Genomic DNA, 11,820 nt, shown 5'->3' on the forward strand with positions numbered 1-11,820 from the left:
GATGGATTCGCAACGCAATCTTCTTCTCATCGCTTTGCTGTTCGTTTCTTTCTTGGTCTGGCAAGCATGGGAAGCAGATAAAAATCCGCAACCAACTACAGTACAGGCCACGCAACAAACGGATATGCCGAGTGGTGAGAATCAGGCAGTGCCAGGCAGTGGGAAAGGTAAACTGATCACGGTTAAAACTGATGTGCTCTCTTTGACCATCAATACTCGTGGTGGTGATATCGAAGAGGCTGATTTATTAGCCTACCCTGATACCTTGGGTTCAGACCAGCCATTTAAATTGCTGGAGACAACACCTGCTTTCACTTATCAGGCGCAAAGTGGGTTGACCGGTAAAGATGGCCCGGATAACCCGACGAATAGTGAGCGCCCGCTGTATACCACAGCACAGGATAGCTATGTATTGTCTAAAGAGCAGGATGAATTACGTATCCCGATGAATTTCGTCGCTAAAGATGGCGTTGTTTATGTTAAAACATTTGTCCTGAAACGGGGTGAATATGCGGTTAGTGTGGATTATCGCATTCACAATACGACAGAAAAGCCATTACAAATGACCTTCTTTGGTCAATTGAAACAGAATGTTGAACTGCCAAAACACCGTGATACGGGTAGCAGTAACTTTGCACTGCATACTTATCGTGGCGCGGCTTATTCTTCAGATGATAACAAATATAAAAAACACAGTTTCAGCGATATTGAAAGTGAACCTTTATCTGTAACCACTAAAGGCGGTTGGGTTGCAATGTTGCAGCAATATTTTGCTACGGCATGGGTTCCTGCGGCTAATGAAACCAGCACCTTCTATACTACGGCATTAGGTAAAGAGATGGCTGCGATTGGTTATAAGAGTGCGCCAATTTCTGTTGCGGCTAATAGTGAAAAAACGATCTCGTCTACACTGTGGATTGGCCCGGAAATTCAAGATGAAATGGCCGCAGTAGCGCCTCATCTGGATCTATCTGTGGATTATGGTTGGTTATGGTTTATCTCTCAGCCATTATTTAAGCTACTGAAATTCTTGCATGGTTTTATTGGTAACTGGGGCTTCTCCATTATCGTTATTACCTTTATCGTGCGTGGTATCATGTACCCGTTGACCAAGGCGCAGTACACCTCAATGGCGAAAATGCGTCTGTTGCAGCCTAAGTTAGCGGCTATGCGTGAGCGTATTGGTGATGATAAACAGCGTATGAGTCAGGAAATGATGGCGCTGTATAAAGCAGAGAAAGTGAACCCGCTAGGAGGTTGCTTGCCTCTGTTGATCCAGATGCCAATCTTCCTTGCGCTGTATTACATGTTGATGGGTTCTGTTGAATTGCGTCATGCGCCATTCGCTGGTTGGATCAATGACTTGTCTGCACAAGATCCTTATTACATCCTGCCATTGTTGATGGGTGTGACGATGTTCGTCATCCAGAAAATGTCTCCGACGACCATCACTGATCCGATGCAGCAGAAGATTATGACCTACATGCCTGTCATGTTCACCATCTTCTTCTTGTGGTTCCCGTCAGGTCTGGTTCTGTACTATATCGTCAGTAACTTGGTGACAATTATTCAGCAGCAGCTGATTTATCGTGGGTTGGAAAAACGTGGTCTGCACAGTCGCGAAAAGAAACCGGCGAAATAAAAATAGCTTCAACCAGTATTCATTCTGGTAGTTGTAATATAAAAGGCGGTCATTGGCCGCCTTAACTATTTGAGTTAAAAGTAAACGTTGAGCTAAAAAGTCAAAGGGAGATAGCCATGAATACCACCGATACGATAGTCGCTCAGGCTACCCCACCAGGACGGGGTGGTGTTGGCATCTTACGTGTTTCTGGCCCGAAAGCAGCACAAGTGGCGGAGGTGGTATTAGGTAAGTTACCCAAGCCCCGTTATGCAGATTATCTGCCATTTCGTGATGTAGATAATCGGATACTCGATCAGGGAATTGCGATTTACTTTCCGGGGCCTAATTCCTTTACTGGAGAAGATGTACTGGAGCTTCAGGGGCACGGTGGACCGATTATTCTTGATTTACTGTTGAAACGCATTCTGACTCTGCCTGGTGTACGCATTGCTAATCCTGGTGAGTTTTCTGAACGTGCTTTTCTTAATGACAAACTGGATTTGGCTCAGGCGGAAGCCATTGCTGACTTGATTGATGCCAGTTCGGAGCAGGCTGCCCGTTCAGCGATGAATTCCTTGCAGGGTGCTTTTTCTACCCAAGTTCATCAGATGGTGGAAGCACTTACTCACTTGAGAATCTATGTAGAAGCTGCGATTGATTTTCCTGATGAAGAGATCGACTTTCTTTCTGATGGGAAAATTGAAGCCAGTCTGGATAACGTCATTGCTGAACTTGAGCGTGTGCGTTCTCAGGCTCGTCAAGGCAGCCTTTTACGTGAAGGAATGAAAGTTGTTATCGCGGGCCGACCTAATGCTGGGAAATCGAGTCTGCTTAATGCACTAGCAGGTCGTGAAGCGGCGATTGTTACCGATATTGCGGGTACAACCCGTGATGTGTTGCGTGAACATATCCATATTGATGGCATGCCATTGCATATCATTGATACTGCGGGTTTGCGTGAAGCTTGTGATGAAGTGGAACGTATTGGTATTGAACGTGCATGGCAGGAAATTGAACAGGCTGATCGTGTACTGTTTATGGTAGACAGTACGACAACTGATGCGATTGAGCCTGTAGAAATCTGGCCTGAATTTATGGCTCGTTTACCGGCATCACTTCCTATCACTGTTGTCCGAAATAAAACGGATATGACCAATGAAGAAACGACTATTACTCAAGTAAGTGGTTACTCGCTAATTCGTCTTTCTGCTCGTAGTGGTGAAGGAATCGATTTGCTACGCGATCATCTAAAGGAAACTATGGGTTTCAACAGCAATACGGAAGGTGGTTTCCTGGCTCGTCGTCGTCATTTACAGGCATTAAATGCCGCAGCAGAGCATTTACAACAAGGTCATGAACAGCTGGTGGTTGCCCGCTCAGGGGAGTTGTTGGCAGAAGAGCTGCGTTTGGCACAACAAACATTGAGTGAAATCACGGGTGAATTCACTTCTGATGATTTGCTTGGAAGGATTTTTTCGAGTTTTTGTATTGGGAAGTGAATGGGTAAAATCATATTTAACTTTAACGGTTTTAGCGTGTAAAATTTGATTTACCTTCTATAGCGTGTAACAATGAGGTTAATTGCTCAAATTGGTTGACCGCAATATGAAAGTGACTAACTCGAAACAGCTCAGCGCATATTTAAAAGATGTCAGGCTCACTAAAAAGCTTTCCCAAGGTAAAGTGGCAAGGGAAGTGGGTATTCGGCAGGACACGGTATCAAGCTTTGAGCAGCACCCGGATTCTACCAAGTTGGAGACCTTCTTTAAAATTCTGTCAGCGTTGAATTTAGAACTCGATATCCGGCCAAGAAACTCTACTGAAATAAATTCATCATTGGAAGATGATCGCACAGTGTCAGACCAAGTGTGGAAAGAGGAGTGGTAATGGCAGCGCTGGATGTCTACATGAACGGTTACCAAGTTGGAGTATTCACTAAAACCAATACCGGCGCCCATCACTTCAAATATGATGAAGTCTGGCTCAAGTTACCAGGCAGCCGTCCTATTTCACTGTCTATGCCGCTGCGCTATCAGGCTTACCAAGGTGACGAGGTATATAACTTTTTCGATAATTTGCTGCCGGATAATCTAGAAGTCAGAAGACGAATCGTTGCCAGGCACAATGCAGAATCAACACAACCTTTTGATCTATTGGCTAAAGTGGGTCAAGACAGTGTTGGAGCTTTGCAACTGGTACAACAAGGCACTCTCGTCAATGATATCAAGAAGATTGAATATAAGCCCTTATCTGAGGCGGAACTGGAGAAAGTGCTGACTGGCTATCAGGATGATGCGCCATTGGGGATGATCAAAGACGAGGAAGATTTTCGTATATCCATTGCCGGCGCACAGGAAAAAACAGCGCTTTTAGATATTGATGGACATTGGTGTTTACCGTTAAATACCACGCCGACAACACACATCATTAAACTTCCCATCGGCAAAATTGAGAGTCATTCATACTCCATTGATATGTCTGACAGTGTGGAAAATGAATATCTATGCATGTTGATTGCGAGGGAGTTTGGGCTGTCTGTTCCTCACTGTTTCATGATGAAAGTGGGGGGAATAAAAGCACTGGCAGTAGAACGATTTGATCGCAAGTATTCATCTGACAACAGCTGGATCATGCGGCTGCCTCAGGAAGACTTTTGTCAAACCTTGAACGTGCCTTCAGCGAAAAAATATGAGAGTCATGGTGGTTCAGGGATTACCGAGATCATGTCCTATCTCTTGGGCTCGGTTAATGCTCAATTTGACCGTTATGAGTTTATGAAGGCCCAGGTGTTGTTTTGGTTGTTGGCCGCAACAGACGGCCATGCAAAAAACTTTTCACTGTTTATCGAGGCTGAGGGGTATTATCGGCTAACGCCTTTTTATGACATCCTTTCCATGTATCCTGTATTCGGAGGCAGGGGGCTTCATCCCAGAGATGCCAAATTGGCAATGGGGCTAACGGGGACAAAAGGTAAGAAGTACAAGATAGAGCAGATCTTTCCAAGACATTTCTTTCAAACAGCCAAAGTTGTTGGGTTTGATAAGGATGCTATGGCAAGAATTCTTATTGAGTATGCTGAGACTGTTGATACAGTTATCATTAATGTCAAAAGCCAGTTGCCTGTAGATTTCCCTGCCCATATCAGTGACTCGATATTGGGAGGATTGTACGCCAGAGCTAAACGTCTGGTAATTGGATGGGATTAACATTCTTGTCATCAATATTGTCTACTGTGGATGATGAAGCCCGGAAATAGTTATCCCCCAAAGAATATCACTCTGGGGGATAAGGGAACATCAACGCCCCAATGCTTTGTTTATTAACCCAGTAGCAATATTACAACCATTGGGTTTTGATATTTCTGAGTGGGCGCAATCTACCAATTCTACGGTTATTTTGTCAGAGCATTTTATCTTGTCGATAAAGTATTTTTCATCGTTGGAAAAAAACAACGATGTCGATTTTACTGATTGCACATCCAGGTAATCGCGGATACGTGAACCAAAGATGCAAATAAAATGCTGAACGGGTAAATCTCTGTCATTAGAAAGTCTCCAGGCTACTGTCGCGCCGATACTGAATCCAACCAATATCACAGGAGAATTGATATATGTAAGAGTATCCCTCACTTTGCATGTGTATTTTTCTATTGAGGACACACTATGAAAATATTGGTATACTTCGTTTTTATTATTTGGAATTTCATTCTCTTTTTCGTAGGCAGAAATGAATGACACATCACGACCTAAATGTTGTGCAATTATTTTTACGTGTTCTGAAATTCCGTGAATATCTGTTAAAAATATAAATTTCATATAATTATCATTGTCTTAATGTGATGATTATGATCGGTCATCTAGCTAAGAAAATCAATTAAATTGTGTTGATAGATGTTCATTTTTGTTCTTTTAGTAAAATAGAATAATTTATGTATTATAAAATTGAACGTTAAGTCATTTGGTTAAATAACTTGTGTAAGTAACCAGAGAGGAATAAAAGAATATAAACAATTTATTGTTAAAATATAATTTCAGCTATTAGCCATAGATACGAGCGCATTGGCGGCTTGGTGCGAGGGTTATGCTATGCGTTCAATGTATATAGATGCCACGCTTGATAAATGGCAGGAGTGGACAGAAATGAAATTCCCACAAAGTGGGCAGTACGTTATTCCTGGTGGTTTAGTGCCATTGCTAGTGGATGTACAACAGCAAACAGGTTATTACATTGAACCCAATTTATGGATGTTTTACAGCCTGAATGATTAATCTATTAACCGTTCAGGATGAGTATAAACCGTTGCTCTGCCGGGTTTGCAGAAACCGACCAGTGTCAGATTACATCGTTCAGCGACTTCCACTGCCAATGAAGTTGCTGCTGAAACAGCAAATAGAATCTCAGCGCCACAGATGGCAGATTTTTGTACCATTTCATAGCTGGCGCGGCTGGATACTAAAATGGCACCTTGCTGCCAGTCTGTTTTGGCTTTCATTCCCAGTATCTTATCCAACGCGACGTGACGGCCCACATCCTCACAGCCACCCAATAACTCACCTTTTGGGTTGATCCAACTTGCTACATGGGTACATCCGGTCAGTACACCAATATTCTGGATATTGGTTAATTGGGAAAGAGCATGGTCGAGATGGCTTAATGAAAAAGTTTGAGTGAAAGGTAGTGGCGTAATCGGGCGGAAAATATCAGAAAGTTGCTCTGTACCACAGATCCCGCAGCCCGTCCGTCCAGCCATATTGCGTCTGCGCTCTTTCAAACTAGCAAAACGACGGCTGGAAAGCTCTATTTGCAATTCAATTCCGCCATGACAATTGACAATAGTGTCAATACCACGAATTTCTTGTTGAGATTCAATAATGCCTTCAGAAAGTGAAAACCCAATAGCGAAATATTCGAGATCTTTAGGGCTGGCCATCATCACGACATGAGAGATGCCGTTGTAGACTAAAGCAACAGGAACTTCTTCTGCTACCCAATCCGCTTTTGATATATTGAGGTGATGCTTTTGTTGCACATTTGTTTGTTTTATGCCCTCAATTACATAAAGTTGTAACAATTTCTCTGATCTTGTGTTATGCATTAGACGAATGACCTAATAGTATTGCTACATAATAATAATAGAAAAAGAGTCTATACTATTTATCAGGTCATGAATCTGATCACGCTATGGAAAGTGGTTAATAAAAGAAGACACATTCAAGATTTTTCCCGTGAAGGAATGGGCGTATGTTTAAAACAATGTGAGTGAGGAGATCCCCATGCAAGTCAGCAGAAGGCAGTTCTTTAAGATCTGCGCTGGCGGTATGGCAGGTACGACGGTAGCGGCGTTGGGTTTTGCTCCAACCGTAGCTCTTGCACAAACACGTAATTATAAACTATTGCGTGCGCGTGAAACCCGGAATACCTGTACGTACTGTTCTGTCGGTTGTGGGTTGTTGATGTACAGCCTTGGCGATGGCGCAAAAAATGCGAAAGAAAGTATTTTCCATATTGAAGGCGATCCTGATCATCCGGTAAATCGAGGCGCACTTTGCCCGAAAGGGGCTGGTTTGGTTGATTTTATCCACAGCGAAAGTCGCCTGAAATATCCGAAATATCGTGCTGCGGGTTCTGACAAATGGCAACGTATCTCTTGGGATGAGGCATTTGATCGCATTGCTAAGTTAATGAAAGCAGACCGTGACGCTAATTTCATTAAAACTAATCAAGATGGTGTTACGGTCAATCGTTGGCTGACGACGGGTATGTTGTGCGCATCTGCTTCCAGTAATGAAACCGGCTATTTAACCCAGAAATTTAGTCGCGCCCTCGGCATGCTTGCCGTAGATAATCAAGCGCGTGTCTGACACGGACCAACGGTAGCAAGTCTTGCTCCAACATTTGGTCGCGGTGCGATGACCAACCACTGGGTTGATATTAAGAACGCGAATCTGATCGTCGTTATGGGGGGAAATGCTGCTGAAGCGCATCCTGTGGGGTTCCGCTGGGCAATGGAAGCGAAAATTCATAATAACGCTAAGTTAATCGTGATCGATCCACGCTTTACCCGTACGGCATCTGTGGCGGATTTCTATACCCCGATCCGTTCTGGTACTGATATTGCTTTCCTGTTAGGTGTGATTTTATACCTACTAACCAATGAAAAGATTAATCGCGAATATGTTGAAGCATATACCAACGCTAGTCTTATCGTGCGTGAAGATTACTCGTTCGATGATGGTTTATTCAGCGGTTATGATGCCGAAAAACGTCAATACGACAAAACCAGTTGGAATTATGCACTGGATGAAAACGGCTTTGCTCAACGTGATATCACACTGAGTCATCCACGTTGTGTATGGAATCTGTTGAAAGAGCACGTTAGTCGTTATACGCCCGACGTCGTTAGTAATATTTGTGGCACGCCAAAAGATGATTTCCTGAAAGTCTGTGAATATATTGCCGAGACTTGCGTTAAGGACCGGACCGCTTCCTTCCTATACGCACTGGGTTGGACTCAGCACTCGGTTGGTGCACAGAACATCCGTAGTATGGCCATGATCCAGCTTCTGCTAGGTAACATGGGGATGGCTGGTGGCGGAGTTAACGCATTGCGTGGTCACTCGAATATTCAGGGATTGACTGATTTGGGGCTATTGTCACAGAGCTTGCCGGGATACCTGACGTTGCCATCAGAAAAACAAGCTGATCTGCAAACTTATTTGCAGGCAAATACACCAAAACCTATGTTGCCGGGTCAGGTTAACTACTGGGGTAATTATCCGAAATTCTTTGTCAGTCTGATGAAGAGTTTCTACGGTGACAATGCTCGTAAAGATAATGACTGGGGTTTTGACTGGTTGCCTAAGTGGGATAAAAGTTATGACGTCCTGCAATTTTTCGAAATGATGTCGAAAGGTGAGGTGAATGGCTATATCTGTCAGGGCTTTAATCCGGTTGCTTCATTCCCGGATAAAAACAAAGTGGTTGATGCACTGTCGAAGCTGAAATTTTTGATCACTATTGATCCGCTTAATACTGAAACGTCAACTTTCTGGCAGAACCACGGTGAATTTAATGAAGTTGATTCAGCCAAAATTCAAACAGAAGTTTTCCGTCTGCCGTGTTGCTGTTTTGCGGAAGAAAGTGGCTCGATTGTTAACTCTGGTCGCTGGTTGCAATGGCACTGGAAAGGTGCTGATGCTCCGGGAGAAGCTATCGGTGATGCGGAAATTCTTTCTGGTATCTTCAAGCGTATGCGCGATATGTACCTTGCCGAAGGGGGCGCATTACCTGAGCAGGTACTGAATATGACCTGGGATTACTTCAACCCGGATAGTCCTACATCGGAAGAGGTGGCTCAGGAGAGCAATGGCCGGGCATTGGTTGATCTAATTGATGCTGATGGCAACGTCATTGTGAAGCAAGGCCAGCAGTTGACCTCTTTTGCGCAGTTACGTGATGACGGTACGACGGCTAGTGGTTGTTGGATCTTTGCCGGAAGCTGGACGCCAGAAGGTAATCAGATGGCTCGTCGTGATAACTCTGACCCGTCAGGCTTGGGTAATACGCTGGGTTGGGCGTGGGCCTGGCCGCTAAATCGTCGTATTTTGTATAACCGCGCCTCGGCTAATCCACAGGGTAAACCATGGGACCCGAAACGCCAGTTACTGGCGTGGAATGGTGCTAAGTGGGGAGGTATTGATATTCCTGATTACAGTGTGGCTGCCCCGGAAACAGAAGTTGGTCCGTTTATCATGCAACCGGAAGGTATGGGGCGTTTGTTTGCTATTGATAAAATGGCGGAAGGGCCGTTCCCTGAACATTACGAACCCTTTGAAACGCCGTTAGGCACTAATCCGTTGCATCCGAACGTGGTTTCTAACCCGGCTGCCCGGGTGTTCAAAAGCGATTTTGAGGCCATGGGTAAACCAGATAAATTCCCCTATGTAGGAACGACTTACCGCCTGACAGAACATTTTCACTATTGGACGAAACATGCATTATTGAACTCGATTATCCAGCCTGAACAGTTTGTGGAAATTGGTGAAAAACTGGCAGAGAAAAAGGGCATCAAACACGGTGATACCGTCAAAGTGAGTTCTAACCGTGGCTACATCAAAGCGAAAGCGGTTGTCACCAAGCGTATTCGAACCCTGAATGTACAGGGCCGTGAAGTGGATACTATTGGTATTCCAATTCATTGGGGATTTGAAGGGGCAGCGAAAAAAGGCTTTATTGCCAATACGTTGACACCATTTGTTGGTGATGCAAACACACAAACGCCTGAATTCAAAGCGTTCTTGGTTAATGTGGAAAAGGTGTAAGGGGGAAAAATTATGTCATTCAAACTCAAGACATCATTCGTCGCTCTGCCACCCACTCCTTAACTCCTGCGCCATGGGTGCGGATGACTAACAAGAAGTTGCGAAGCTGATTGATGTAACAACGTGTATCGGTTGTAACGTTGGTGTTTATGATAACTCGGCTGATTTGACCGTGTCGGGTTTTTTGCCGCTGACAGCATGACGTCACTATTCACTTCACAGGCGGTTTTCTAAGGCAGGGGCATATCCTGCCTGAGTGAATAATAGAGGAAATTAGCTCATAATATTTAAATTTTTTATTTAAATTATTTTTTCAATTCTATAAAAGTATTTTCAGATTTTAGTTTTGTAAGCTGACTATCATTGTTAGTTATATGAAAATGCTTTTTCTTTTCTGATATTTTTGTGAGTAAGAAATCTTTATAACTGCATCCAATCACTGTGAATGATGCAGAATCATTAATTATTTCACTTATTAATGTAGAATTGTGTAAACGCTTATTCCAATTATCTACCATATGAAATAACTCTAACAATATAATAACAAAAACAGAAATGGTGCCATTTGCGTTTTCTAAGCTAATAATTTGTAAACTGTCTGGGTCTACAGAATAAGAGTTTTTTAAGGATGAAGAAATACATTCGATGAATTCATCTATAGATATTGTTGTTCCTAATATTACTGAGGAGTGGTTATTTCTACCTTTTAATATTATATTGGTTCCTGAGAATCCACATTGACAGATAAGTTTAGATAGTTCACCTATATCTCCTGTATTATGTTTATCGACTTTTTTTCCGTCTGGATAGTTTACTGATACTAAGATTTCTTTAGAGCCAGAATTTAGGTCAACATCGATGTGTTCAAATAAATGATAGTTGTCATCGTTACAATGTGAACATTGATATCCTATCACACCTGTTTCTTGAGTCGTATATGCTAAAGGAATTATTGTAATATCGGGTACTTTCAGTTTTATCTTATTTCTATTATACTCACTGAATTTCTCACCAAGATAAAATATATTTTTTATCTTAAATAAACGATTATCATTACATTCAAAATATAATTTAGAGGCAAAGCTAGGAAGACAAAATAACGTATCTATGTCATATTCACTAATGTAATTGAGTAAGGTGTCATGATCGACATGGGAACAGAATGGGAAAGAAGACAGATTATTATATCGACATATTTCATGACCAAATAAGAAACCGCCCCATAGGTTACCTGATGTTAAACAATTGGCGACTTTTTTAATCCCTAATTTATCAAAATAAGGTTTCATTTTCATCGCAGCAATTTGATTAACGAAATTGAATTGCGACCAGGAATGAAAAACATTCTTTCCTTTAGACGTTGTACCACCGGTTGAAAAATATATACCACCATCAGTTGATAACATTATATTTCACTCCTAACTTTTTGCTAATAATTAAAGTTACAACAGATAATAAAGAAAATAAAAGTATAAATAGATTAATTAAATAACCGGAGCGATAATCAAAAAGATCAACAAGAAATCCGATTGATGTTGATCCAACAGCCTCTCCAAGATTTGCCATAACTAATAGCAAGCTGAATGCTATACTAGATTTCTCTTTATTGACTATATTTGATGAAGTTGAATAAATTTCAGGGATTATTATAGCCTCAAAAATACTATATGCGACTAGTGCTATTATTGCTATGGCTATACCTCCAGAAAAATATGTCGCTGAAACTAAAGATAGTAATAATAACATGTCTTGGATTCACATAATAAGTGCAACATCGTTAATCCGGAAGTAAACATGTTCGTATTCCTTTAAATAATTCATTCGGTGTTTTCCCTCCCCGTGTTTTTCTGGGGCGATTATTTAATCGGTTTACCA

Annotated in this window: 10 protein-coding genes and 1 pseudogene; 7 read left to right on the forward strand and 4 right to left on the reverse strand. The window is 42.2% G+C overall.

The genetic code is table 11. The features are described 5' to 3' along the window. Nucleotide 1: 1 nt before the first annotated feature. The 4 genes from yidC to EAE89_RS15880 all read left to right on the forward strand — a co-directional run bounded on the left by yidC (nucleotide 2) and on the right by EAE89_RS15880 (nucleotide 4,830). The gene (gene yidC / locus EAE89_RS15865; protein WP_054478632.1) at nucleotides 2-1,642 is read left to right on the forward strand and encodes a membrane protein insertase YidC; all 1,641 of its coding nucleotides are present in this window, start codon (nucleotides 2-4) and stop codon (nucleotides 1,640-1,642) included. Between the two features lie 116 nt (nucleotides 1,643-1,758). Next, nucleotides 1,759-3,123, forward strand: a complete 1,365-nt coding sequence (gene mnmE / locus EAE89_RS15870; protein WP_214086213.1) for a tRNA uridine-5-carboxymethylaminomethyl(34) synthesis GTPase MnmE — start codon at nucleotides 1,759-1,761, stop codon at nucleotides 3,121-3,123. Nucleotides 3,124-3,229: 106 nt separating this feature from the next. Further along, nucleotides 3,230-3,511 (forward strand): helix-turn-helix domain-containing protein, encoded by a 282-nt coding sequence (locus EAE89_RS15875; RefSeq protein ID WP_054478636.1) that lies wholly within the window; start codon nucleotides 3,230-3,232, stop codon nucleotides 3,509-3,511. After that, nucleotides 3,511-4,830 carry a type II toxin-antitoxin system HipA family toxin gene (locus EAE89_RS15880; RefSeq protein ID WP_054478638.1) on the forward strand — a complete coding sequence of 440 codons (1,320 nt, stop codon included), beginning with the start codon at nucleotides 3,511-3,513 and terminating at the stop codon, nucleotides 4,828-4,830. The genes EAE89_RS15875 and EAE89_RS15880 overlap by 1 nt, the downstream gene beginning before the upstream one ends. A 90-nt stretch (nucleotides 4,831-4,920) precedes the next feature. Here the strand turns inward: EAE89_RS15880 and EAE89_RS15885 are convergent, their stop codons facing one another. Continuing rightward, a complete protein-coding gene (locus EAE89_RS15885) occupies nucleotides 4,921-5,439 on the reverse strand; it encodes a hypothetical protein (RefSeq protein ID WP_214086214.1) in 519 nt (172 codons plus the stop codon). Nucleotides 5,440-5,709: 270 nt separating this feature from the next. Between EAE89_RS15885 and EAE89_RS15890 the strand changes: the two genes are divergently transcribed. Continuing rightward, nucleotides 5,710-5,892: a hypothetical protein gene (locus EAE89_RS15890; protein ID WP_214086215.1), complete on the forward strand. Its 183-nt coding sequence runs from the start codon at nucleotides 5,710-5,712 to the stop codon at nucleotides 5,890-5,892. Here the strand turns inward: EAE89_RS15890 and fdhD are convergent. Beyond that, nucleotides 5,889-6,719, reverse strand: coding sequence for a formate dehydrogenase accessory sulfurtransferase FdhD (gene fdhD / locus EAE89_RS15895; RefSeq protein WP_214086216.1), 831 nt, complete (start codon nucleotides 6,717-6,719; stop codon nucleotides 5,889-5,891). The two genes, EAE89_RS15890 and fdhD, sit on opposite strands and share 4 nt — an antisense overlap. A 178-nt stretch (nucleotides 6,720-6,897) precedes the next feature. On the opposite strand from fdhD, the gene fdnG reads away from it, so the two are divergent. Beyond that, nucleotides 6,898-9,945 carry a formate dehydrogenase-N subunit alpha gene (gene fdnG, locus EAE89_RS15900; protein ID WP_214086217.1) on the forward strand — a complete coding sequence of 1,016 codons (3,048 nt, stop codon included), beginning with the start codon at nucleotides 6,898-6,900 and terminating at the stop codon, nucleotides 9,943-9,945. 17 nt (nucleotides 9,946-9,962) lie between these two features. Then, nucleotides 9,963-10,129: pseudogene (locus EAE89_RS24420) on the forward strand (formate dehydrogenase subunit beta); the annotation flags it as partial. A gap of 121 nt (nucleotides 10,130-10,250) precedes the next feature. Here EAE89_RS24420 and EAE89_RS15905 read toward each other — a convergent pair. Then, nucleotides 10,251-11,351, reverse strand: a complete 1,101-nt coding sequence (locus EAE89_RS15905; protein ID WP_054478648.1) for a phenylacetate--CoA ligase family protein — start codon at nucleotides 11,349-11,351, stop codon at nucleotides 10,251-10,253. Next, nucleotides 11,338-11,691 (reverse strand): MFS transporter, encoded by a 354-nt coding sequence (locus EAE89_RS15910; RefSeq protein WP_214086218.1) that lies wholly within the window; start codon nucleotides 11,689-11,691, stop codon nucleotides 11,338-11,340. Before EAE89_RS15910 ends, EAE89_RS15905 begins: the two co-directional genes overlap by 14 nt. Between the last annotated feature and the right edge of the window lie 129 nt (nucleotides 11,692-11,820).

This window comes from Photorhabdus heterorhabditis (genome assembly GCF_018448905.1).
Classification (GTDB): Bacteria; Pseudomonadota; Gammaproteobacteria; order Enterobacterales; family Enterobacteriaceae; genus Photorhabdus; species Photorhabdus heterorhabditis.

What these genes read in the sequence shown, in the direction of transcription:
- yidC (WP_054478632.1), top strand. Translation starts at nt 2, where the DNA reads ATGGATTCGCAACGCAATCTTCTTCTCATCGCTTTGCTGTTCGTTTCT.
- mnmE (WP_214086213.1), top strand. Translation starts at nt 1,759, where the DNA reads ATGAATACCACCGATACGATAGTCGCTCAGGCTACCCCACCAGGACGG.
- EAE89_RS15875 (WP_054478636.1), top strand. Translation starts at nt 3,230, where the DNA reads ATGAAAGTGACTAACTCGAAACAGCTCAGCGCATATTTAAAAGATGTC.
- EAE89_RS15880 (WP_054478638.1), top strand. Translation starts at nt 3,511, where the DNA reads ATGGCAGCGCTGGATGTCTACATGAACGGTTACCAAGTTGGAGTATTC.
- EAE89_RS15885 (WP_214086214.1), bottom strand. Translation starts at nt 5,439, where the DNA reads ATGAAATTTATATTTTTAACAGATATTCACGGAATTTCAGAACACGTA.
- EAE89_RS15890 (WP_214086215.1), top strand. Translation starts at nt 5,710, where the DNA reads ATGCGTTCAATGTATATAGATGCCACGCTTGATAAATGGCAGGAGTGG.
- fdhD (WP_214086216.1), bottom strand. Translation starts at nt 6,719, where the DNA reads ATGCATAACACAAGATCAGAGAAATTGTTACAACTTTATGTAATTGAG.
- EAE89_RS15905 (WP_054478648.1), bottom strand. Translation starts at nt 11,351, where the DNA reads ATGTTATCAACTGATGGTGGTATATATTTTTCAACCGGTGGTACAACG.
- EAE89_RS15910 (WP_214086218.1), bottom strand. Translation starts at nt 11,691, where the DNA reads ATGTTATTATTACTATCTTTAGTTTCAGCGACATATTTTTCTGGAGGT.